Source organism: Leptolyngbya sp. Heron Island J (assembly GCF_000482245.1).
Taxonomy (GTDB): domain Bacteria; phylum Cyanobacteriota; class Cyanobacteriia; order Phormidesmidales; family Phormidesmidaceae; genus Leptothoe.
In genome coordinates, this window is the sequence record NZ_AWNH01000060.1 from 65,249 (window position 1) to 87,299 (window position 22,051).

20 protein-coding genes are annotated in these 22,051 nt (G+C 45.9%); 10 read left to right on the forward strand and 10 right to left on the reverse strand.

Annotation, left to right across the window (positions count from 1 at the left end):
• Positions 1 to 36 precede the first annotated feature (36 nt).
• Both rpsJ and N836_RS56540 read left to right on the forward strand, forming a co-directional pair.
• Positions 37 to 354: a 30S ribosomal protein S10 gene (rpsJ, locus tag N836_RS56535; RefSeq protein WP_006515830.1), complete on the forward strand. Its 318-nt coding sequence runs from the start codon at positions 37 to 39 to the stop codon at positions 352 to 354.
• Between the two features lie 228 nt (positions 355 to 582).
• The gene (locus tag N836_RS56540; protein WP_031293145.1) at positions 583 to 1,239 is read left to right on the forward strand and encodes an LON peptidase substrate-binding domain-containing protein; all 657 of its coding nucleotides are present in this window, start codon (positions 583 to 585) and stop codon (positions 1,237 to 1,239) included.
• Positions 1,240 to 1,259: 20 nt separating this feature from the next.
• Here the strand turns inward: N836_RS56540 and pheA are convergent, their stop codons facing one another.
• Positions 1,260 to 2,105 carry a prephenate dehydratase gene (pheA, locus tag N836_RS56545; RefSeq protein ID WP_023073717.1) on the reverse strand — a complete coding sequence of 282 codons (846 nt, stop codon included), beginning with the start codon at positions 2,103 to 2,105 and terminating at the stop codon, positions 1,260 to 1,262.
• 181 nt (positions 2,106 to 2,286) lie between these two features.
• On the opposite strand from pheA, the gene N836_RS56550 reads away from it, so the two are divergent.
• A complete protein-coding gene (locus tag N836_RS56550) occupies positions 2,287 to 2,829 on the forward strand; it encodes a DUF1997 domain-containing protein (RefSeq protein WP_023073718.1) in 543 nt (180 codons plus the stop codon).
• Positions 2,830 to 2,900: 71 nt separating this feature from the next.
• Here N836_RS56550 and N836_RS56555 read toward each other — a convergent pair whose 3' ends face one another.
• From N836_RS56555 to N836_RS56575, 5 genes are all read right to left on the reverse strand, one after another.
• Positions 2,901 to 3,482: a ribonuclease HII gene (locus N836_RS56555; protein ID WP_023073719.1), complete on the reverse strand. Its 582-nt coding sequence runs from the start codon at positions 3,480 to 3,482 to the stop codon at positions 2,901 to 2,903.
• Positions 3,483 to 3,485: 3 nt separating this feature from the next.
• A complete protein-coding gene (locus N836_RS56560) occupies positions 3,486 to 5,534 on the reverse strand; it encodes an Rne/Rng family ribonuclease (RefSeq protein WP_023073720.1) in 2,049 nt (682 codons plus the stop codon).
• Between the two features lie 556 nt (positions 5,535 to 6,090).
• Complete coding sequence (locus tag N836_RS56565; protein ID WP_023073721.1) at positions 6,091 to 7,965, reverse strand: ribonuclease J; 1,875 nt, start codon at positions 7,963 to 7,965, stop codon at positions 6,091 to 6,093.
• A 147-nt stretch (positions 7,966 to 8,112) separates the two neighbouring features.
• Positions 8,113 to 9,012: a 4-hydroxy-tetrahydrodipicolinate synthase gene (dapA, locus tag N836_RS56570; RefSeq protein ID WP_036053709.1), complete on the reverse strand. Its 900-nt coding sequence runs from the start codon at positions 9,010 to 9,012 to the stop codon at positions 8,113 to 8,115.
• Between the two features lie 189 nt (positions 9,013 to 9,201).
• Entirely contained in the window at positions 9,202 to 10,236 is a 1,035-nt protein-coding gene (locus N836_RS56575) for an aspartate-semialdehyde dehydrogenase (RefSeq protein ID WP_031293147.1), read from the reverse strand.
• Between the two features lie 1,030 nt (positions 10,237 to 11,266).
• On the opposite strand from N836_RS56575, the gene tig reads away from it, so the two are divergent.
• The 6 genes from tig (at position 11,267) to N836_RS56605 (ending at position 18,844) form a co-directional block, all read left to right on the forward strand.
• Positions 11,267 to 12,628 (forward strand): trigger factor, encoded by a 1,362-nt coding sequence (gene tig / locus N836_RS56580; protein ID WP_023073724.1) that lies wholly within the window; start codon positions 11,267 to 11,269, stop codon positions 12,626 to 12,628.
• 383 nt (positions 12,629 to 13,011) lie between these two features.
• Entirely contained in the window at positions 13,012 to 13,614 is a 603-nt protein-coding gene (gene clpP / locus N836_RS56585; RefSeq protein WP_200867433.1) for an ATP-dependent Clp endopeptidase proteolytic subunit ClpP, read from the forward strand.
• Positions 13,615 to 13,626: 12 nt separating this feature from the next.
• On the forward strand, positions 13,627 to 14,973 hold the full coding sequence (gene clpX, locus N836_RS56590) for an ATP-dependent protease ATP-binding subunit ClpX (protein ID WP_031293149.1): 1,347 nt from the start codon (positions 13,627 to 13,629) through the stop codon (positions 14,971 to 14,973).
• 78 nt (positions 14,974 to 15,051) lie between these two features.
• Positions 15,052 to 15,885 (forward strand): alpha/beta fold hydrolase, encoded by an 834-nt coding sequence (locus tag N836_RS56595; RefSeq protein WP_031293150.1) that lies wholly within the window; start codon positions 15,052 to 15,054, stop codon positions 15,883 to 15,885.
• 431 nt (positions 15,886 to 16,316) lie between these two features.
• Positions 16,317 to 17,102, forward strand: coding sequence for an RNA polymerase sigma factor SigF (locus N836_RS56600; RefSeq protein WP_023073728.1), 786 nt, complete (start codon positions 16,317 to 16,319; stop codon positions 17,100 to 17,102).
• 206 nt (positions 17,103 to 17,308) lie between these two features.
• Complete coding sequence (locus N836_RS56605; protein ID WP_023073729.1) at positions 17,309 to 18,844, forward strand: peptide ligase PGM1-related protein; 1,536 nt, start codon at positions 17,309 to 17,311, stop codon at positions 18,842 to 18,844.
• Here N836_RS56605 and smpB read toward each other — a convergent pair.
• A complete protein-coding gene (smpB, locus tag N836_RS56610) occupies positions 18,841 to 19,326 on the reverse strand; it encodes an SsrA-binding protein SmpB (protein ID WP_023073730.1) in 486 nt (161 codons plus the stop codon). The genes N836_RS56605 and smpB overlap by 4 nt on opposite strands.
• Before the next feature lie 71 nt (positions 19,327 to 19,397).
• Positions 19,398 to 19,664, reverse strand: coding sequence for a YciI family protein (locus N836_RS56615; protein ID WP_023073731.1), 267 nt, complete (start codon positions 19,662 to 19,664; stop codon positions 19,398 to 19,400).
• A 74-nt stretch (positions 19,665 to 19,738) separates the two neighbouring features.
• On the opposite strand from N836_RS56615, the gene N836_RS56620 reads away from it, so the two are divergent.
• Positions 19,739 to 20,305: a 2'-5' RNA ligase family protein gene (locus N836_RS56620; protein WP_023073732.1), complete on the forward strand. Its 567-nt coding sequence runs from the start codon at positions 19,739 to 19,741 to the stop codon at positions 20,303 to 20,305.
• Here N836_RS56620 and N836_RS56625 read toward each other — a convergent pair.
• On the reverse strand, positions 20,266 to 21,372 hold the full coding sequence (locus N836_RS56625; protein ID WP_023073733.1) for a nucleoside hydrolase-like domain-containing protein: 1,107 nt from the start codon (positions 21,370 to 21,372) through the stop codon (positions 20,266 to 20,268). The genes N836_RS56620 and N836_RS56625 overlap by 40 nt on opposite strands.
• On the reverse strand, positions 21,365 to 22,012 hold the full coding sequence (locus N836_RS56630) for a TenA family protein (RefSeq protein ID WP_023073734.1): 648 nt from the start codon (positions 22,010 to 22,012) through the stop codon (positions 21,365 to 21,367). Before N836_RS56630 ends, N836_RS56625 begins: the two co-directional genes overlap by 8 nt.
• Positions 22,013 to 22,051 lie beyond the last annotated feature (39 nt).

Below are 22,051 nucleotides of genomic sequence, written 5' to 3' on the forward strand. Positions count from 1 at the left end.
TTGAACCTTGATAATTGAAGGATGTTTTAAGTCGTAATGGCTACTATTCAGCAGCAAAAGATACGTATTCGCTTGAAAGCATTTGATCGTCGTCTCCTAGACACTTCTTGCGAAAAAATTGTAGACACGGCTAATCGAACCAACGCTACTGCAATTGGGCCGATTCCCCTACCTACTAAGCGAAAAATCTACTGTGTACTTCGTTCTCCTCACGTGAACAAAGACTCTCGAGAGCACTTCGAAACACGTACTCATCGCCGCATTATTGATATTTATCAGCCTACATCCAAAACCATTGATGCCTTAATGAAGCTGGATCTACCTGCTGGTGTGGATATCGAGGTTAAGTTGTAATTCGGTGAGCTAGATGTCTGCTTTTGATTCACCTAGCTCGGTACTCGTCTATCTATCGTTAACCTGAGTAACTGAACCCGACAGTTCTCAGGTGTTTTTAGTCGGCGGCTTCGAATGGCGGATGTTTGAATCTGCCAGATAGGTTAGAATATCTTTGCGCATTCGTAGGATTGTTTACGGTTTCTATCCTTTCGAATATTTGCTTATAAGTATCCCCTACCCGTCATAATGAATTCTGCTTCATCAGTCGCTGTTCGAGAACTGCCCTTGTTCCCATTACCTGAGTTAGTTCTCTTTCCTGGTAGGCACTTACCACTCCACATATTTGAGTTTCGTTATCGCATCATGATGAATACGATTTTGCAGTCGGATCGTCGTTTTGGTGTGCTTATGATTGACCCTGATAGCGGTGAGATTTCAAAAATTGGCTGCTGTGCTGAAATTGTTCACTTTCAGCGTCTGCCAGATGATCGAATGAAGATTTTGACCATGGGACAGCAGCGGTTCCGCGTTTTGGACTATGTTCGTGAAAAGCCCTATCGTGTCGGCTTGGTCGAGTGGGTTGAGGATGAAACTGCAGATAAAGATCTTTCACCCTTGGCCTCTGAGGTAGATCAGTTATTGAGGGATGTTGTTCACCTTTCTTCGAAACTCACAAGCCAAGAAATTGAATTTCCTGAGAGCGTTCCGGAATTGCCTCTAGATTTGTCTTATTGGATAGCCAGTACTTTGCATGGCGTAGCAAGAGAGCAGCAACAGCTTTTAGAGATGCAGGATACAGCCAAGCGTTTAGAACGCGAGGCTGACATTTTGACTTCTACCCGTAATCATCTGGCTGCTCGTACGGCTTTGAAAGATGTATTGCCTGAAGATAGCCCCTCATAATTGTCAAGTTTGCTCCTAAGCTAAAGAGTGTTGACTTGAATTTGTTCGTAGCTGCCAAAAATTTTTAGGCTTTTAGTGCAATTCCTTAATAGATGTAGAGTTGCCTGAGTATTAGAGTCATCCAGACTGGCTTCAATATCAATGAAAAACCTGTAGTCCCCTAGTGCTAGCTTTGTAGGGCGCGATTCTATTCGACTCATGTTAATGCCTTGAGTTGCAAATAGTTGTAATGGCTTGAGCAGTGCTCCGGGCGCGTTATCTGGCAATCTGAATGCTAAAGATGTATGGCTACCGCGATTGGATAGCTGTTGGCTCAGAACCCAAAAACGTGTCGAATTGTCAGGGTTGTCATTGATTGGATCGGCTAGTGTTGGGATGTTGTATAGCTGTGCAGCCCACAAGGGTGAGATCGCTGCTGCTGCTTTGTCTTGGGATAATTTAGGTAAAGCTTCTGTTGTGGAGCTGGTTGCGACCTGAGTGGCATCTGGTAGGTTTGTCGCTAACCATTTCTGGCATTGGGTTAGAGCTTGAGGATGGGAGTATACGGTTTGAATTTTATTCAGGCTAGGGGCTTCGGAAAGAAGGGCGTGGTGAATAGGTATCACTAAATTATTCTGAATTTTTAGGTTGTCTAATTCCCACAACATGTCAAGAGTGTCACGTACACTGCCTCCAATTGAGTTTTCAATGGGGACTACGGCAACATCAGTTTCACCGGTGGCAGCAGCTTGAATAGCTTTAGCAATCGTGTCATATGGCTTAAGGGTGGATACTGTATTGTTGTGGGTCTTGAGCCAATGGGCATAGTTGTTAGCGGCCAGTTCAGAGTAGCTTCCTGGAGGCCCTAAGTGAGCAATAGAAGTCATCTAAAAAATATACAGAAGGTCGTGAGTGACCACTGAAATAAAGGTGTTAGAGTTAGCTTAATGGCTTTCGAGCCAACTATTTTTTGTTTGGATACGTGGTTGCGAAGATATTTATAAGGATATCTAAATGCTGCTTATGCCACGGGCATTTTGTATATGGTGCTGGGGTGAGATTGTCTGAATGGTCCATTTGCATGCGTCACAGTCTGTAGAAATTGCCATATCCCCTGCGCCTGTGCCGATTCATCAGTATTTGAGTGACACTGAACGTTTGGTGTACGCTCTTGCAGACCCTAGTCAAATTAAGGTCTTAGGACGTCATACGTTTCAATTTAGTATGCGTTCTATTAGGTTCTTAATGCTGACCCTTGAGCCAGTCGCTGACGTAAAGATCTATCCAAATGATTGTGATGAAATAATCATTTATTCAGATTCTTGCAGATTACGACATCAAGCTGTGCTGAATCGACGATTTGCTTTCAAACTACAGGGTTGGTTGGCTGCACGTCCTGATAATTCTGGTGTTTCGGGCAATGCTGAGCTGGATATTCATATTGACTTGCCTGCGGCGTTTCGTCTTACTCCAAAATCGCTGTTGGAGTCGACAGGTAATGCGATCGCTAGCAGTATTTTGAGCACTATTAAACAACGTTTGCAGCGTCGTCTGATTCACGAATATCGTGGCTGGACGGCTGGTGTATTGTCAGCGTCACAGTCGCGCTAGGAAAGCGTTTAATCACATCAGCTAGTTGTAACAATAGTCTGAGGGCTTTAAAGGCCAGGTCTAGTATCCAGTTATCCCAATATAGAAAGCTGTTGACAGCTTTTGAATGAACGGCGGTGATATCGTGTCGGTCCCAGGTTTTTTAATCCAGCGAGATGCTTAGGACTGCCATATCCCTTATTAGAGGCTAAGTCGTATCCTGGATAGCGACGCGATAGGCGAATAATCAGCGTATCGCGCCAGACTTTGGCCAGGATGCTAGCAGCTGCGATCGCAACTACAGACTGATCTCCCTTAACCACCGTCTGTTGCTCAATACTCAGCTCAGGAATCGCCTGGTTGCCGTCCACTAGACATTGAGTGGGTTGAGGCGACAAGTGGAGAATAGCCTGACGCATTGCCTGTAATGAAGCCTGTAAGATATTGATCTGGTCAATCTGTCGAACAGAGATACAGCCAATTTTTGCGTCAACAGAGGCTGATTGAATAATCGGTATCAGCCTCTCACGCTTTTTTGAAGAAATAGCCTTACTATCCGCCACACCTTGCTGTTGTAGCCATAGCTCTGCATCAGGTTTTAAGATCACCGCTGCAGCCACTACAGGACCAAACAAGGCACCACGCCCTACCTCATCTACGCCGGCAATTGACATTAACTAGCTCACTGTTGCCGATGAGCGGCGACGGCGACGGCGACGGGTGGGTGGAGCATCTGTTTCCGAGGTAGCTTCTTCTGTTTCAGATAACTCTTGTTGAGCCTCGGCAACGTCTTCTAGAGGCAGGTCAGCTGCCTCTAATTCATTCACAGAAGTTACCTGAGTAATGGAATCAGCCACTTCAGACTGGATTTTTTCAGGGGCTAGAGCCGATGTTGGTCTCTGATCAGACAGCTGTGTATCAGGTTCACTCAGGTCAGTGTCCGTAGCCGGTGGCGCTTCACCAGGTAAAACTACTGATACAACTACATTCTTGGTATCTTTAATTTCCTCTTGGCTGAGTACCAGTGGCGAAACACCCATTTCAGCATAAATGCGCTGTTCGTCGGGAGTTAACGTTACAGTAACCACCTGAGGGGGAACTTCTGGCTTACGACTACGGCTGCGAGAACGTTTACCACGGGTAGAGGATGCCTCTGCTGTTACATCATCCCGTGAACTGTCTCCATTGGGCGTCAAAATAGGTGCAGAACTCACAATTGGGCTAACATTGCCGCTACTACTATTGACTAGCTTTGGTGGAGCCGCTGCCGAACGACTACTACGGGGACTAGGACCATCACTACGACGACGACGACGACGGTTACGACCATTCCCTTTGTCGTTATAGTCAGGGTGATTGACTAAATCAAGAGACTTCAGATTTTGATCTGGTTCCAAATTATCTGAGCGTTCCTGACGAGCAATGCGTGCACTGGACATGGGAACGACTCGGCTTGCTACTGCCGACTGTTGAACCTCAACAGGGGCTTCACCAGGTAACTGAGCAAGATGACCTAATCCTCCACAAGCAGGGCAGGGACATCCAAATAATTCATATATGTTTTGACCCTGGCGCTTACGCGTCAACTCCACTAGCCCAAGTTCAGAAAGTTGGGAAATCTGTGGACGCGCTTTGTCAGCTTGTAAAGCCTTACCAAAATGCTCTAGAACCTGCATCTGGTCGCGACGAGACTCCATATCGATAAAATCGACTACAATCACGCCAGCGACATTTCGTAGACGGAGCTGGCGAGCAATCTCTACAGCGGCTTCGCAGTTAGTCCAGAGCACCGTTTCTCGTGCTGTAGCTGACCGAGTAAATGAGCCTGAGTTAACATCGATTACTGTCAGAGCTTCAGTCGGCTCAATGATGATATATCCGCCTGATGGCAAATCAACCCGCGGCTTCAATGCTTCACGAATCGCTGCGTTGACACGGAAATATTCCAGGATAGATGGTGAATCGGTGCGGTGATGGTCTACTAACACACCAGCAGGCAAGCGGCCATCGCTCCAGCTTGATAGATGCTGCTTAACCCGCTGCATTCCAATATCTGAATCAGTCACAATACGATTGACATCGGCATTGTAAACGTCCCGCAATACTCGCTGGATAAAGTCATCATCACGATTCAAAAGGGCGGGAGGACGGGTGGCCATCGCTTCTTGCTGAATCATTTCCCAACGTTTCTGTAGGGCCTCTAAATCTTCGATAATGGCTTCTTCAGAAACACTTTCGGCTTCGGTACGGACAAGTAGCCCCATGCCTGGTGGCTTAGTCAAAATACCTAGAGCACGTAATCGATGTCGCTCAGCCTCATTACGAATGCGCCGGGATAGGTTGACGCCTCGCCCATAAGGCATCAGCACCAAATAGCGTCCAGGTAAAGTAATCTTTCCAGTCAGCCGTGGTCCTTTGTTTCCCGTAGGTTCCTTCATGATTTGCACCAGCACTTTCTGCTTAGGTGCAACTAGCTCAGTAATTGGTCCAGGAGCCCGCTTTAGCTTTAGTGGCCCTAAATCGGACACATGCATAAAGCCATTTCGCTCACTATCACCAATATTGATAAAGGCCGCATCAATTCCCGAGAGTACGTTTTCAACAGTACCTACGTAAATGTCTCCAACCTGGTGGCTACCGGTAGCCACAATTAATTCTTGAATTTGATCTTCTGAAAAGACGGCTGCAGTACGATGCTGCTCCGCAATAATGATCTGCTTAGGCATCCAATTTCCTCAAAAACCTATGCAGTCAACCCAATTATTACCGAGGTTGACACACGTAAGCTCAACGATTAATCCTTCAAATCTAAAACAGCTGCTCGAACCCAACCCTTTGGCACCTAATTAGAGTCAACCGGGCTCTGTTGAGGCCATGGGCAGGCTACAGAGAAAACCGCAGGAATCCAAAACTTTCACTGCTTGGCAGCTAGAAGTGACGTTTAGATAAATCCGATTAGAGTACTGGAGCCTCAGACAGACTGTAAGCGTCGCTAGTACGTTGCAATCGCAAGGGTTCTGACAGAAGCGAAACTAGTCAGTACTCGCCTTTGGGTAAGCTGCAGCTAACAAACTCTGTAGTTATCCTACGGCAGCTTCAGTTGCAATGGATTATAGCCTGAGCTTGCCCATATGGCCAGGACTTTAGAATTTTTATTTTAATTTCTTTATGGAAATATGTGTTAGCTACCCTACAAGATTGGGTCAACTGGATTTTTATCCAGCTTGAGAAAATTTAGATCAAAATGGATTTCTCAAGCTGGAATAGGTTCATGCGGTGGTTTTAGACGGCTACAACACGCTTTTTAAGGGGTTGTTCCACTGGTTTTAGCGGCGTCTTAAGATCGATGGGCTGCATGAGAAAAACAATGAGCGGATACCGTTTGGGTAGCTCACGTCGCACGAAATGACGAACTTCTTCTTCTAAGCGCGATCTCAACCCGTCCCATCTCACTGTGGTTTGACTCCCTGAAGTATCAATAACCTCGCTCCAGCGGTTTCTCAAACCAGATATCACTACCTGATGGATTTTTCCTTCCCAATCAGTTTGTGAATGCTTCGTCACGACGCCCCGCAGATGGACCGCAGGCGGTGCCAATAATTTGCCATTGCCATCGACAGTTGCCGAAATCGTGATGATACCGTCTTCTGCCAATTGCTGACGTTCTTTCAAGACTGTACGTCCGACAATGCCATTGCGAGACGAATCTACCAATTCAATACCCGACGAAACTTTACCAGCAATTCGGATACCCTGCTCATTATCAACAGCCACGATATCGCCATTTTGAATGACTACCATGTGCTCGGCTGGGACTCCCATGCTTTGAGCTGTTGCTGCGTGCTTGACCAACATCCGGTGTTCACCATGAACGGGCAAAAAATACTTCGGACGAGTTAGAGCCAGCATCAGCTTTTGATCTTCCTGGGCTCCGTGGCCAGAAACATGCAACCCTCGCTGTTTGCCATATATCACATTGGCTCCCTGAGCCATCAGCTTGTCAATAGTATTGACAACCGCAATGGTATTACCGGGAATTGGATTTGCTGAGAAAATAATTGTGTCTCCAGCGCGGACCTTGATTTGGCGATGGGAGCCATTGGCAATGCGGGTGAGGGCTGCCATCGGTTCACCCTGAGACCCTGTGGTCAAAATCATTGCCTTTTCATCGGGACAGCTATTAAGAGTATTCAGCGGTTTAAATAAATCGTCTGGACACTTGATATAACCTAAGCTGCGGGCGTGGGCAATCACATTCAGCATCGAGCGCCCCACGACAAATACTGAGCGCTTATGCTTTTGCGCTAGCTCCAATAGCATGTTGACTCGATGGACCGAAGATGCGAATGTCGTCACCATAAGGCGACCTTTCGCTTCGCTAAAGGCACGGTCAAGATTGGGAAAAACTGAGCGTTCAGAGGGAGTATGACCAGGTACTTCAGCATTTGTGGAATCACTGATCAAACATAGAACTCCCTCTTCACCGTAAGCTGCCAAACGCGCTAAATCAAAATACTCGCCATCTACCGGAGTATGGTCAATTTTAAAGTCGCCTGTGTGGATGACAGTGCCTGCTGGAGTGCGCATAGCTACTGTAAAGCTATCGGCCATGGAGTGAGTGTTACGAATGTACTCCACCACGAACGATTCCCCCAGTCTGACAGTGTCTCGGGGCTGTACTGTGCGTAACTCGGTTCGGTCAGCAACACCTGCTTCCTCTAGCTTATCGGCTAACAGAGCCATCGCCAGTCGGGGACCGTAAATGACGGGAATATCAAACTGCTTAAGGTGAAAAGCAATGCCACCGATATGGTCTTCATGCCCATGGGTGACAATCATCCCCTTAATCTTATGGTGGTTTTCTCTTAAATAAGTGACATCCGGTAGTACGATGTTGACGCCGTGCATCTCATCGGATGGAAAAGCTAAACCGGCATCCAATAAGATAATTTCGTCATTGATTTCAAAGACGCAAGTATTTTTGCCAATTTCATGTAGCCCGCCCAGGGGAATGACTTTAAGTGTATTTTTATCCACTTTACTATTGGCTTTAGGCTCAGATTTTGGGGCATAACTCCGCACCCTTTGATTGTCAGTCTGAGTGTTGCCTTTTGTAGTAATTCGAGATCGTTGGCTTGTCCGAGATCGTTGGCGCATAAGTTCCTTAATGAAAAGTCAAAAAAGTGAGTTGTGTAAATTCTTGAAAATGTTTAAGAAGGTTTCTGTAGAAACTAATGATTGGGCAAAAGCGTATTAATTCTCTGAATATGTGACTACGCCACTAGCGCAAATTTAGTCTCAACTCTATACGACTGCTGCTGGTAGCAATTCCAGTTCAGCCATTAGGTGTTTGAGGTTATCAACCAGGTCAGTTGGTGCTTCACTTAGAGGGGACCGGCAAACGCCGACTGGCCATCCCTGAAGCTGCAGTGCTGCCTTGATCAATATGGGATTAGTAGTTGCAAATAGAGCTTTGCACAGTGGCAGTAGCTTGAGATGTATATCCCTTGCAGTAGATACCTGACCAGCTTCATAGGCTTGAATCATTTGGTATAACTCATCTCCCACCAGATGGCTAGCAACGCTTACTACACCGATGGCCCCTACTGAAAGCATGGGTAGTGTTAAGGAGTCATCCCCTGAGTAAATTTCAAATCCAGGCGCTGTCAAACGTCTAATTTCACTGACCTGGTCTAAATCACCACTGGCTTCTTTAACAGCGATGATGTTTGGGATTTCTGCCAGTTTAGCGACGGTAGATGCTTCTAGATTTTGTCCCGTACGTCCTGGCACGTTGTAAAGCATGATTGGCAGGTTGGGCACAGCAGTTGCGATCGCACTAAAATGCGCTTGCAGACCAGCCTGAGGGGGTTTGTTGTAATAAGGCACCACCTGAAGGGTACCGTCTAACCCTAAATCAGCAGCCTTTTGAGTAGCTTCAATAGCTTCCTTTGTGCTGTTTGAACCAGTACCAGCGACCACCTTTCCCTGACCGTCAACGGCAGCTTTAACTACTTGAAAAAGCTCATATTCCTCTGACCAGCTGAGGGTTGGAGATTCACCTGTAGTTCCACAAACTACAATAGTGTCAGTGCCATGGCTAACCAAATAAGATGCTAAACGCCGCGCAGACTCATAATCGACGGCACCCGCTTGATTAAATGGGGTAATCATTGCCGTGAGTACTCGCCCAAAATATGTCACGTTCTATCTATCCTCGCTACATCACAACCATGTCAAAAAAATAAAGACATTGCCTCCAAATAACTAGACATCAGACCATGCTATATAAATGGCCTTCTATAGAGTCTTTTCAAGAACGCTCAAAACGGGCTATTTACAGAACCTAGCCGCTGGAGCAAGCGCCTAGCGCACAGGCTGACTTGCAGGATTCTAGACAAGAGCCTTAGGTTTAAGGGCCTGTTTGCTAACCAACAGCTCAGCAATTTGAACGGCATTAAGTGCTGCCCCTTTGCGAATCTGATCACCACTTAGCCAAAGCTCCAGACCGTTCTCATTGGATAGATCACGGCGTACTCGACCAACCAACACATCATCTTCGCCACTCGCTTCTATAGGCATCGGAAAGTAGTTTGTTTGCCAATTCTCAACTACTTTGACTCCGGGTGCCGTCTGCAGCAAAGTCAAAGCTTTTTCAACCGCTAGTGGCTGTTGAAACTCCACATTAATCGCTTCCGAATGAGCTCTGAGGACTGGCACCCGTACACAAGTCGCGCTTATACGTAGATCAGAAACACCAAAAATTTTACGGGTTTCATTCACCATTTTCATTTCCTCTTGGCAGTATCCCATCTCATTAAGAGGAGAATTATGAGGAAATAAATTAAACGCAAGTGGGTAAGGAAAGGCTTCAGTCGGTGGTTCCTGTCCTTGTAAAATTGCTTGAGCCTGCTGCTTAACCTCTTCCATAGCACGTGCCCCAGCACCACTTGCAGACTGGTAAGTTGCAACCACAATACGTTCAATGGGTTGATACTGATGTAACGGCCAGAGGGCAACGCTCATCAATATAGTCGTGCAATTAGGATTTGCGATAATTCCCTGGTGTCCTAACGCAGCTGCAGGATTCACCTCAGGTACTACTAGAGGTACTGATGATTCCATTCGAAATGCACTGGAATTATCAATTACAACTGCACCTGCTGCTGCGGCTTTGGGTGCCCATTCCTTAGAAACAGAACCACCAGCTGACGCCAGTACTAGGTCGATATCAGCAAAATTTGCATCACTGATGGCCTTGACTTTCAGCGGCTGCCCACGAAATATAAGCTCTTTCCCTGCCGAACGATGGGAAGCCAAGAGAGACAGCTCTTTGACTGGAAAACTACGCTTCTCCAAAAGCTCTAGCAGTTCGGTACCAACGGCACCAGTAGCACCCATGATTGCTACACGATATGCTTCAGGCAAAAGACTTAACCTCCTCCATTCAAAACTTTCAGTATAAGTATGAAATCAAAATTAAAAACTAAACATAATGCAACCAAATTTCTGTTGACGGCTTTGACTTAATCGCTAGTGGGTTTACGTAAGGTTTAACCGCAACACAGACACTTCTCACTAAATGCCATGCTTGTCATTAATCCAAACAATCAATCAACCATAGCTACCCACGTAACGCACCTAAGCCAGTAGCAATCCTGAAATGTTAGTAAGTTCTGCACTGAGACGGTCGCGAAGAGTACATACAAGCCTCTTAAGAAAACTAACTGGAGCTATGCCCGTACAGCACTCACAGCAACACAACTGGCGGTTTTCAGAAAAAACTTTGCAAAATGACTGTACATATCTACTGGTAAGGATGAATTAACACTTCCTAGAAATTTCTAGCCAATCTGGACTATTACCCCTAATGAGGCCGCTAGCCCCCTCTTAGTGCCTATGCTGACTAAACACGACTGACATAACAGTAGCGCTTAAAGTTCCAGTGTGCCACAAAGAGCAAGCAATAGAGACATTTAATCAGCTGATTGTTGAGATATTGACATGATTGGACTAGCCTAGATTTGATATCTATCTGTCAAATCCAATACGGCTAGACGTTATTTTGCTGGTCAATTTAACTTAGTCATATTCCAATACCGGTTATTCGGTAGCGAACCACTTTGCCGTCGATTAACTTTCTAGTACATCTCAATCTTCGAACTGTGAGAGCAAAATTTCTAAACCTCCACCACAAACTCTACAGTTCTGAACAGGAATAATCAGGTACTATAACTAATTGCGTTGCAGCTAATGCTCTACGCATTAGGATTGTGTGGTCTTTGCATCCCACAATACTCTTCCAGGCAAAGGTTGTGCCGCTGCTTAACTGCAAGATGGCTCCTGGCTGATGTGTCAAGTTTCTGCCTCCAACTCAAGGGACAAACCTACACATCTGGGCTGTTTGTGGTAGAACTTCCTCTGCATAAACCATTCATAATTAGAACAGAAATCCCCAATGAAAGTTACCCAGGAAAAATTGCCCGATAGCCAGGTTGGCTTAGAAATTGAAGTTCCTGCAGATGTCTCTAAGCAGACCTATGAGCAAACGCTGCGTAAGTACATGAAGACAGCGAACATTCCTGGGTTTCGTAAAGGTAAGGTTCCAAGACAGATTTTGGTGCAGCAATTAGGTGCAACGAGGCTTAAGGCTGCAGCGCTTGAAGAGCTTGTGCAGAATGTGATTGATAAGGCCATTTCTCAAGAAAAAATCGAAGCTTTGGGAAATTATCAGCTGCGTTCCGGGTTTGAAACCTTAATCGAAGAATTTGAACCAGGTAAATTATTGGTTATTTCAGCCTCAGTGGACGTTCCTCCTCAAGTTCAACTTGAGCGCTATAAGGATCTGTCAGTTCAGGCAGAAGAGGTTGTCTATAACGCTGAGCGCATTACCGAAACTTTAGAAAGCTACCAGCAGAACCTGGCTGATCTTGCGCCTGTTGAAGAGCGGCCAGCCCAAGAGGATGATGTTGCCGTAGTAGATTTTGTCGGTAAAGTTGTCGAGGATGGTAAGGAGCCAGAAGAGTTTGAGGGCGGGAGTGCCAGCGAATTTCAGGTTGAGGTCAAGGAAGGCCGATTTATCCCAGGATTTGTCGAAGGCATTGTTGGTATGGAGCTTGGTCAGACCAAAGATGTCGACGTCACGTTCCCAGAGGACTATCCTCAACCAGAGTTAGCAGGTAAACCAGCTATCTTTACCATTACGCTCAATGATCTAAAGGAGCGAGAACTGCCTGACATTGATGATGATTTAGCTCAGGAAGTCAGTGAGTTTGAAACTTTGGAAGAGCTCAGGCAATCCCTAGAAGAGCGCTTTAAGAAAGAGTCCGAGGATGCTACTCAAGCAAACACAGAAAAAGCCCTCTTAGATGAGCTAGTGACTCATTTGCAAGTGGAAATCCCTAAAACCCTTCTGCAGCGGGAAGTTGACCACATTGTTACTCAAACAGTCATGCAGCTGTCTAATCAGGGCATTGACATCAATAAATTTTTGACCAAAGAGCTGGTTGAAAATATGCGTGAAAATGCAAAACCTGAAGCGACTGAACGTTTACGTCGCACTCTAGCTCTGGGAGAAGTCGCAAAGTTAGAGTCCATTAGTGTTGATGAGGAAGCTGTGGCCACTCGCATGAAAGAGATGATGGCTGAGGTTGATGACCCTAGCAACATTGATCAAGATCGTTTGAAACAGGTCGTTAACGAAGATTTGCTCAAGGAAAAGATTTTGGGTTGGCTGACCGAAAATGCAACTGTTGAGCTAGTCCCTGAAGGCACTCTCAATACAGAAAAAGACGGCGAGACGGATGCTGAAGAGGAATAGTTGAGTAGACTCGCGGGCTATTTACCCTGAATGGGCCTGTTGAGGATGTCTGCTAAAAGCTTAAACCGATCAAATTTTTTTGGAGACAAAAGGTAGCTGTGGTCAGGCGTTGCTGCCTGGAGAAGGGGTTGCTTAGGTATTCATTGCTAAAGTTAGCCCAAGGATTTCAAAAAAACCTAACTAGTTACTGTTGAAATTGGTCGGTTTTCGCTAGAGTATGGGGGCTACTCCTTGCACGTGTCTTAGTGAAGGGATAGGGCATAATGTATAGAGACCCTTTATATCGATACATGTATTCATCAATGTCTCATCTTTACCACAGTGCGATGGTGCCAGACTTGTCTGGTCATGTACTGTCTGCTGACGCTGGCGGAGCGAGCAACATGCTACCGGTGGTTTTAGAGCAGTCTGGTCGGGGTGAACGTGCTTTTGATATTTATTCGCGCCTACTGAGGGAGCGTATCGTATTTCTGGGTAGTGGTGTGGATGATACTCTGGCAGACTCGATTGTGGCTCAGCTGCTTTATTTGGATGCTGAAGATCCCGAGAAAGATGTCCAGATTTATATAAATTCTCCTGGTGGATCGATCACAGCAGGTATGGCTATCTACGATACGATGCAGCAAATTCGTCCAGATGTTGTGACCATCTGTTTTGGATTAGCTGCTAGCATGGGGGCGTTTTTGCTGTCTGGTGGGGCCAAAGGCAAGCGTATGGCTTTGCCGAGTTCTCGCATTATGATTCATCAGCCTCTGGGCGGCGCTCAGGGACAAGCTGTCGATATTGAAATTCAAGCTCGGGAAATTCTTTATTTGAAGCAGCGCTTGAATGAGCTATTGGCTAACCACACTGGTCAGCCTTTAGAAAGAATTGCAGAGGACACTGAGCGTGATTTCTTCATGTCTGCAGCTGAGGCTGCTGATTATGGATTGATTGATACTGTGATTTCTCGTGATGCTGCTGCCGATTTAATGTCAACGCACTAGGTTAGGGCCGATATGTCTAAGTATGACTCCCATCTTAAATGTTCCTTTTGCGGTAAGTCTCAGGAGCAAGTGCGAAAGCTAATTGCTGGTCCAGGAGTTTATATCTGTGATGAGTGTGTTGATCTATGCAATGAGATTCTAGATGAAGAATTATTTGACTCTAGTTCTGCAGTAGCTCCTCCTACCCCTCGACGAGAACAGCAGCCCGAGCGCGGGCGTAAGTCCCCGTCACATATTTCCCTGAATCAGATTCCTAAGCCTCGTGATATCAAAGCATACTTGGATGAGCATGTCATTGGCCAAAACGAAGCTAAGAAGGTTCTTTCTGTCGCAGTTTATAATCATTACAAACGGTTAAGCTATGTTCAATCAGGAGGAGACCCTGGCGAAGACAGCGTAGAACTGCAAAAGTCTAATATTTTGCTTATCGGTCCAACTGGTTCAGGAAAGACCTTGCTGGCTCAGACTTTAGCGAAAATTTTAGATGTCCCGTTTGCTGTAGCTGATGCAACTACGCTCACTGAAGCAGGCTACGTTGGTGAAGATGTAGAAAACATTTTATTGAGACTGCTGCAAGTGGCCGATCTCGATGTTGAAGAGGCCCAGCGAGGTATTATCTACATCGATGAAATTGATAAAATTGCGCGTAAAAGTGAGAATCCATCAATTACACGAGATGTTTCTGGTGAAGGAGTACAGCAGGCCCTGTTAAAGATGCTAGAGGGAACTGTTGCTAATGTTCCTCCTCAGGGTGGGCGAAAACATCCTTACCAGGACTGTATTCAAATTGATACAAGCAATATTTTATTTATTTGCGGTGGTGCATTTGTTGGCTTAGAGAAGATTATTGAGCAACGTATCGGTAAAAAATCGATGGGATTTGTTCAAGGAGCTGGTGAACCCCAAACTCAATTTAATCGCGATAAGCGAACGGCTGATGTGTTGAAAAATTTAGAGGCTGATGACATTGTTAAATTTGGGATGATTCCTGAGTTTATTGGTCGGATTCCAGCTATTTCCGTACTCAACCCGTTAGATGAAGAAGCTTTGATGGCGATCTTGACAGAGCCTAAAAATGCTCTAGTTAAGCAGTTCCAGAAGCTGATGCTTATGGATAATGTCAGCTTGGAATTTAAACCGGATGCTATCCGCGCTATTGCTCAAGAAGGGTATCGACGTAAGACTGGCGCACGAGCGCTTCGCAGCATTATTGAAGAAATTATGCTAGATGTGATGTACGAGCTGCCTTCAAGAAAAGATATGAAGCGCTTTCAAATCACTCGCGAAATGGTGGAAAAACGCTCTACCGCTGAGCTGCTGTTGCATCCTTCTTCCTTGCCTAAACCAGAATCTGCTTAATTAAAACCAGTGATTATCCTGGGTTGATATCCCTAAGTGTCACCCTATATGGGGTGTGGTTATTGTTTGGGGATGGATATGGCTTACATCGATCTCAATGGGGTTGCTCATTACTATGAGTGGGTTTGTGATGGTCCCACTGGAAATCGGCCAACGCTAGTCTTTCTGCATGGTTGGGGGGGGTCAGCCCGTTATTGGGAAAGCACGGCCGAGGCGATGAAGTATGATTTTGACTGTCTTCTATATGATTTGCGTGGATTTGGTAGATCGGCAGCGGCTGTTAATACAACAGCTGATTTAGGATCACTAGAAAGCTTTGCCAAGGATCTAGACCAATTACTGACTGGCTTAAAGCAGGAGCGCGTATTTATCAGTGCCCATTCTATGGGAGCTTCGGTAGCACTCTATTTTCTCAATTGTTTTTCTCAGCGAGTTAGTAAAGCAATTCTTACGTGCAATGGCTCTTTTGAATATGATGAACGTGCTTTCAAGGCATTTCATCAATTTGGTAGCTATGTAGTGATGTTTCGCCCATCATGGTTGGCGCACGTGCCATTGGCACCTCAGCTGTTTATGTCACGATTCCTAAAAGGGCAGATTCCCTATGCTGATAAAAAAAACTTTCTTGACGATTTTTTGCAAGCTGATATGGCGACGGCCCTTGGCACATTAAAAGCCTCGGTGAGTAAGCATGCTACAGAAACGATGCCTCAAGTATTTGCTGCCATTGATGTGCCTACGCTGATGGTATCTGGGCAATACGACAAAATTACCCCTGCTGAGCTGGGACGTCAAGCAGCATCCTTGAGCCCAAAGATTGACTACGTGGAAGTGCCGGAGACTGGGCATTTTCCCATGTTGGAAGATGCAGATACTTATCTATCGATAGTCAAATCTTTTCTGAGCCAATGACCAGGTAAAAGCTAGGCTTCTAGTAGCTAAGACCAATAACACTCACAGAAAGGTTACGAAAGGTGTTTGAGTTGGTCTAAATCCTTGTATTTCTTTTAAAGGAAAAGTTACATACACCAAGCTTGATGGGAATGCTGAGTACGAGCTTGTTCTATTGTGCTGCTGATAAAGAGGGCTAAAACTTTGACTGCTATTTAAACTGTTAGTTACAATCCTAGACTGCGTGTGAGGTCTGAAATGCACTCTACTGAGTGCATTAGAGAAAGTCTGGAGCGAGGTAAGGTTTGAAACAGCCAAGAGTGAATATACGGAGTCTCTCGGGAAATTCATAGACCGAGTCCCGTAATCCAACGATGGTGTGCTTAAGTCAACATCCCGACAATGTACTTAAATCACGATTTAACGCCCTGACACAGGATATTTAGCACACTATGGCTACTCAAACCTCATCGCTTCGCTCTCGTGGGATGGAGATGCTGATGGCATATAAACAACAGCCATCAATCAAATTGCGTAATGATTTAGTCCGTTTAAATGCAGGTTTAGTTAGGAAAATAGCGCACCGTGTCAGTCATCAATGCGCTGAGCCCTATGAAGATCTTGAGCAGATTGGCTATCTTGGATTAATTCGAGCTATTGAACGGTTTGATCCTAGTCAAGGATGTGCATTTAGTTCTTTTGCGGTTCCCTATATTCGTGGTGAAATGCTTCACTTTCTGAGGGATCGAGGTTCTACGGTGAAGATTCCTCGTCGTTGGCAAGATTTGCAGAAAGCAAGCCAGAAGCTCCAGGCTGAGCTACTGCGGCAGTATGGTCGTCAGCCTTCTGATTATGAAATGGCCGAAGCACTGTCTATTTCAGTTAAAGAATGGCGTCAGGTCAAGATGGCTAATAAGAATCGGATGCCACTGAGTTTGGATGCTACTGTTTGTCATCAAACTGACTCGACCATAACTTTGGGGGATACGCTACCCGATATGCACTATCAGCTATTACAGGCATTAGAAGAAGATCGTCAGCAAGTGCAACGGGCGTTGAGCCAATTAGAGGATAAAACGCGCTCGGCTATTGAATTTGTATTCTTTAAAGGGCTATCACGCAAGGAAGTAGCTGAACGAATTGGAGTGAGTCCGATGACGGTCACCCGTCGTATCCAGCGTGGTGTGGATCAAATGATTGCCTATTTGCAGCCCCAGGCACTGCAGACAGATCCATAAAAGCTTGGACACATTGGGGTTGATGAACATCGTACCCGTTAAGCAAAATTGATGTCCTTTGATGGGAATTAGTTTTGATTAGAATCTTGAGTAGCGGTGTTTTGAGTTGGATATCACGCCGCTACTTTCTATTAAGGAAGCAGCTAACTATCCTCTATTAGGTGTAATAAGATTCAGTAACCATTGGCCTCATTGAAGGAGCAATCGTGACATCTGAATCAGCTAACTGGGCATTTGATGACTCAAAGTTTCGTCAGCTACAGGCTCAACTCACGGCGTGCTGGCAACCTCTAGATTGCTTTGATCGTGCTCCTAGGCAAATTTTGGTGATACCCTCTCTTAGCCTTGATCAGGAGGAATTGAGAAAGGTAGAAGGTGTGCATCATTATGAAGAGCGGTTATTATTTTCGCTGCTGCATTTACGTAACCCTAATACCTCTCTAATCTATGTGACTTCGCAGCCTTTGCACCCTAGTATTGTTGATTATTATTTGGAGTTGCTACCCGGTATTCCCAGTTCCCATGCACAAAATCGGTTGCGCTTATTTTCTACTTATGATGGTTCACAACAACCTTTGACTGAGAAAATTCTGCAGCGTCCGCGTTTGGTGGAACGTATTCGCCAGTGCCTTTCTCCCCAAGAAGCTTACATGGTTTGTTTTAACTCTACGACCTGGGAGCGGCAGTTGGCCCTTACATTGAATATTCCGCTGATGGCCGTATCTCCAGCATTGCTGGATTTGGGAACTAAGGCCGGTAGTCGTGAGATTTTTAGTGCTTGTGGTGTTCCCCATCCACAAGGTAGTTATCTTACTCACTGCGTGAAAGATCTGGCTGTGGCCACGGCTCAGTTGTGGGAGCAACAACCAGACTTAAAGCGTATTGTCATCAAGCTGAATGAAGGATTTTCAGGGGAAGGGAATGCCTTGCTGATGTTGAATGAGTTACAGGGAGTTGCTCCGGGCAAGGCACCCCATGGTGAAAGGGTGGTTGGCATACTAGAAGCGCTAAAGCATATGCGTTTTCAGTATGTGCATGAAACGTGGGAGCATTTTAACCGCAAGATTGAAGAGCTGGGTGCGATCGCAGAAGCCTTTATTGAAGGCGAAATCAAGCGCTCCCCTAGCGTCCAAGGCCATATCACCCCGTTTGGGACAGTAGAAATCCTATCCACCCACGATCAAATCCTAGGTGGTCCAGACGGACAAATCTTTTTAGGGTGTCGGTTTCCAGCGGATGCAGCCTATCGGCTTGCACTTCAAGACATAGGCCGTCGTGTTGGAGAAACCCTGGCCCAACGGGGAGCCTTAGAACGATATAGCGTTGATTTTATTGCGGTGCAGAAAGACGACCAAACATGGGAGTTAAATGCAATTGAAATCAACCTACGTAAAGGAGGGACCACGCATCCGTTTATGGCTCTCCAACTATTGACTAACGGCAGCTATAACCTGGAGGATGGTCAGTTTTACACCCCCCAAGGACAGCCCAAATACTACCGAGCCTCTGATAACTTACAAAAAGATCACTACAAGGGGCTGCTACCAAATGATCTGATGGACATCATTATGATTGAGCAGCTGCACTTTAATTCCATTGCTGGCACTGGCGCAGCATTTCACTTGATGGGATGCCTCTCAGAATATGGCAAACTTGGCCTCACCTGTATTGGCAATACGCCTGAAGAAGCTGAGCGGATCTACGAACGGGTAGTTACAGCTCTAGACAGCGAAACCCGCTAACGATTCTTCATCATACGAGCGATGTCGCGTTTTTCTTGCTTTTGCTTGAGGGATTCACGTTTATCGTGTAACTTTTTACCGCGTCCAATAGCGATGTTGACTTTCACACGACCTTTCTTGAGATAGAGCTTTAAAGGGACTAAAGTTAAGCCCTTTTCTTCGACCTTGCCAATAAGTTTACGAATTTCGGCTTTATGGAGCAGTAATCGTCGAGGACGCCGAGGCTCATGGTTGTAAGCCTGATTCGTCATGTTGTGGGGAGAAATATGGACATTGAGTAACCACACTTCACCGTTTTTGACCTGAGCGTAACCGTCCCGCAGGTTCACTTTGCCAGCCCGGATGGACTTGACCTCGGTGCCTTTTAGCTCGATACCAGCCTCATAGCTATCTAAAATTTCGTAGGTAAACCGAGCCTGGCGGTTGTCAGCCATGACTTTAAAGCCGTCACTGGGCTGGGATTTTTTATTTGCTTTCGCCATGCTGACTTAATTTCTACAACCTGTAGGAAAAATACTAAATTTCATATCCTCGGGTTTGTTATTGTAGCGGGCTATTCTACAACTACGCACCATTCATGGAGTTCGTAGTCGACGCAGCCATTTTGAATTAGTGGATCGGCTTTGACAATCGCTTCCGCTTCGGCCAAACAAGATGCCTGGAATAGCAGCATACCGCCACCACGTTCGGCCCAGTAACCGGTTTTAGCTTGGTGCCCTTTGGCGATTAACTCTTTGACGTAGTCAACGTGGGCAGGTACAAACTGGTCAAATGTGGCCTTATTGACAATGCCATGCTCAATTTTGACAAACCACACCATAAGCAAAATTCACAGATATCGGCTACTCAGCTAGGCCTTGCAAAATATATTGTAGGAAGATTAATTGTCAATCTATGAATTCGCATCGATTCTTCATCGCCCTGGTACCTCCGCCAAAGATTCAAGCGTCTGTTAATGAGATCAAACGCTATTTTAAACAGCATTATGCTTCTCGTAAGGCGTTTAATTCGCCACCGCATATTACGCTGCAGGCTCCGTTTGAGTGGCCATCAGACCGAGGTTTAGATGAACTGATTGAGGGATTGAAATGGTTTGCTCTCAAGAGGGGGAAGATTGCGATCGCACTCCGCAATTTCGGAGCCTTCCCACCCAAAGTTATCTATGTCGATGTTGTCCAAAACCCTGAACTCATGGTCTTACAGAAAGATTTAGCCACATTTATAGAAAACAGATATGGCATTGCCGACCATCGTTATCGCAATTTCTGTCCCCACATGACCGTCGCCTTTCGAGATCTCACAAAAACCGCCTTTCACCAAGCCTGGCCAGAATTTCAACAAAAGACTCTAACGTTCAATTTTACAGCCCAGCAGCTGACCCTCCTGCGCCATGACGGTCAACGGTGGCAAACATACCAGAACTATTCATTTGAAAACTCGACCTCGACCAATGACTCATGACCATAGAGCCTCATAAGCTTTTGCATAAAAGCCTGATGCCATGCATGCCGCTGTAATATGCACGTACTAATCCGGACCATAAAGACATCAGTAGCGTTTCTCCAGGTATTGGCAGGCTTAGCATAGTCCCACTCAAACCCTCCATTAATACCCGTGTAATAATTTGGCCTTTCGGCAAAGGGCCTGTAGTATTCTCCAGCCCATGAGCCCTGGGTCGGATCATCAAAGTTATTGGAGGTATCCAACAGGTATAGCAACGAATTAGTATCTAATGCTCGAAAGTAGTCAGGCAGCACCTCTTTGATGTGGGCTCCAAGAGCACCGGCATTTTGTGCAAGCAGATCATTGAGTACTACAGCTTCGTTGGCTATGTGCAAATCTTCATTGAAAGCCATGCCATGCCACGACCAGTCCATTTCAAGCCACCAAAGATCGGGAAATCGGTTCCAGATCTCCATGCGGGCCTCCCCCCAAGCATTCCAGTTATATTTTTGACCATCACCATCGGCCAGAGCATTGTCTAGAAGATACGTCCCAATTGAAATCAGACGTATCTTATTTTGTTCTGCGGAGGTAAGTTTTTCTAAACATTGGGGCACACGGTGGGTGCCCCCCCATACCAGCATGTAAAGAGGATGAGGATCGCTAACACTGGTCTCAGCTTTGATGGCAGCGATTGCTTGATCGTGGCTAGTGAATAACTTTGTACGTAAATATGATGGCGATGGATAAGCTAAAGTTTGAAACTTATAAGCCGGATTTTTGTAGTCCTCTTCATACCGATCGAGAACGATTTGGGTTCCTGTAACGCCGCTATCAAGGCTATCGGGCCAGATTCCACATATATCTACTTCATTGGCGTACATCATTAAGTGCGCCATCGATTGTCTATCGTCCGGATCACCCTGACCAACCTGGAGGTCGGAAATAATAATGACCCGTGGTTTTTGGTTGGTTGGAGTTGTGCCCTGTCCTTCAGCTTTGGTAACAGACCAAAAGTTCCCTTGGGCACAAGAACCAGTCGCAAAACCTATGAGCGAGTTCCTTAGAAAAGCTCGCCTATCCATGGGGTGGTGCTCCTGTTTCCCGATATTGCCACGCTGCTTGGAAAAAGTCCCGTTCACAGACCATGGCATAGCAATAGGTGGATCGGATCAACTGACTATCCTCTGCATATTCGTCCACAAGGGTTTCTAACTGAGCCGCTAAGGGTTCAAATTCATCACTGCTATAGGTAACAATCCAGGCCTTATAGGTATGGTCAGGAATACCACCTTGGGCAAGATGCTTTCCAAGGTATGCATACAGACGCATACAGGGAGACATAGCTACGGCTGTTACCCCAATGGGTTGGCTCCAAGCTGTTGCTAATAAAAAATCCGTATACTGCCGGGTGGCACTGCCTGGACGCACCTGAGCTAGATCGACATTCCAGGTTTGAGCATAGCTCTGGTGTAGCTTTAATTCTGATAACACCCCAGTAGCTAAATCATGAAATACGTTGAAGCTTTGCCATGTAGGGGCTTTAGCGGCTGCAATACTATAGGCTCGGGCAAAGGCTTCTAGAAAGAAGGCATCTTGCCCTACATAATATGCAAACGTTTCCTTCGGTAAGGTGCCATCTGCAATACCTTGAACAAACGGATGGGCAAGGCTCTCATTCGCCAGGTTTAAATGGTCTTGCCAAAGCTTAGAAGAAAGGACCATGGGGGATAAATCAGCGGTCAAATTGTACTGCGGGTGACA

What these genes read in the sequence shown, in the direction of transcription:
- rpsJ (WP_006515830.1), top strand. Translation starts at nt 37, where the DNA reads ATGGCTACTATTCAGCAGCAAAAGATACGTATTCGCTTGAAAGCATTT.
- N836_RS56540 (WP_031293145.1), top strand. Translation starts at nt 583, where the DNA reads ATGAATTCTGCTTCATCAGTCGCTGTTCGAGAACTGCCCTTGTTCCCA.
- pheA (WP_023073717.1), bottom strand. Translation starts at nt 2,105, where the DNA reads ATGACTTCTATTGCTCACTTAGGGCCTCCAGGAAGCTACTCTGAACTG.
- N836_RS56550 (WP_023073718.1), top strand. Translation starts at nt 2,287, where the DNA reads ATGGTCCATTTGCATGCGTCACAGTCTGTAGAAATTGCCATATCCCCT.
- N836_RS56555 (WP_023073719.1), bottom strand. Translation starts at nt 3,482, where the DNA reads ATGTCAATTGCCGGCGTAGATGAGGTAGGGCGTGGTGCCTTGTTTGGT.
- N836_RS56560 (WP_023073720.1), bottom strand. Translation starts at nt 5,534, where the DNA reads ATGCCTAAGCAGATCATTATTGCGGAGCAGCATCGTACTGCAGCCGTC.
- N836_RS56565 (WP_023073721.1), bottom strand. Translation starts at nt 7,965, where the DNA reads ATGCGCCAACGATCTCGGACAAGCCAACGATCTCGAATTACTACAAAA.
- tig (WP_023073724.1), top strand. Translation starts at nt 11,267, where the DNA reads ATGAAAGTTACCCAGGAAAAATTGCCCGATAGCCAGGTTGGCTTAGAA.
- clpP (WP_200867433.1), top strand. Translation starts at nt 13,012, where the DNA reads ATGCTACCGGTGGTTTTAGAGCAGTCTGGTCGGGGTGAACGTGCTTTT.
- clpX (WP_031293149.1), top strand. Translation starts at nt 13,627, where the DNA reads ATGTCTAAGTATGACTCCCATCTTAAATGTTCCTTTTGCGGTAAGTCT.
- N836_RS56595 (WP_031293150.1), top strand. Translation starts at nt 15,052, where the DNA reads ATGGCTTACATCGATCTCAATGGGGTTGCTCATTACTATGAGTGGGTT.
- N836_RS56600 (WP_023073728.1), top strand. Translation starts at nt 16,317, where the DNA reads ATGGCTACTCAAACCTCATCGCTTCGCTCTCGTGGGATGGAGATGCTG.
- smpB (WP_023073730.1), bottom strand. Translation starts at nt 19,326, where the DNA reads ATGGCGAAAGCAAATAAAAAATCCCAGCCCAGTGACGGCTTTAAAGTC.
- N836_RS56615 (WP_023073731.1), bottom strand. Translation starts at nt 19,664, where the DNA reads ATGGTGTGGTTTGTCAAAATTGAGCATGGCATTGTCAATAAGGCCACA.
- N836_RS56620 (WP_023073732.1), top strand. Translation starts at nt 19,739, where the DNA reads ATGAATTCGCATCGATTCTTCATCGCCCTGGTACCTCCGCCAAAGATT.
- N836_RS56625 (WP_023073733.1), bottom strand. Translation starts at nt 21,372, where the DNA reads ATGGATAGGCGAGCTTTTCTAAGGAACTCGCTCATAGGTTTTGCGACT.
- N836_RS56630 (WP_023073734.1), bottom strand. Translation starts at nt 22,012, where the DNA reads ATGGTCCTTTCTTCTAAGCTTTGGCAAGACCATTTAAACCTGGCGAAT.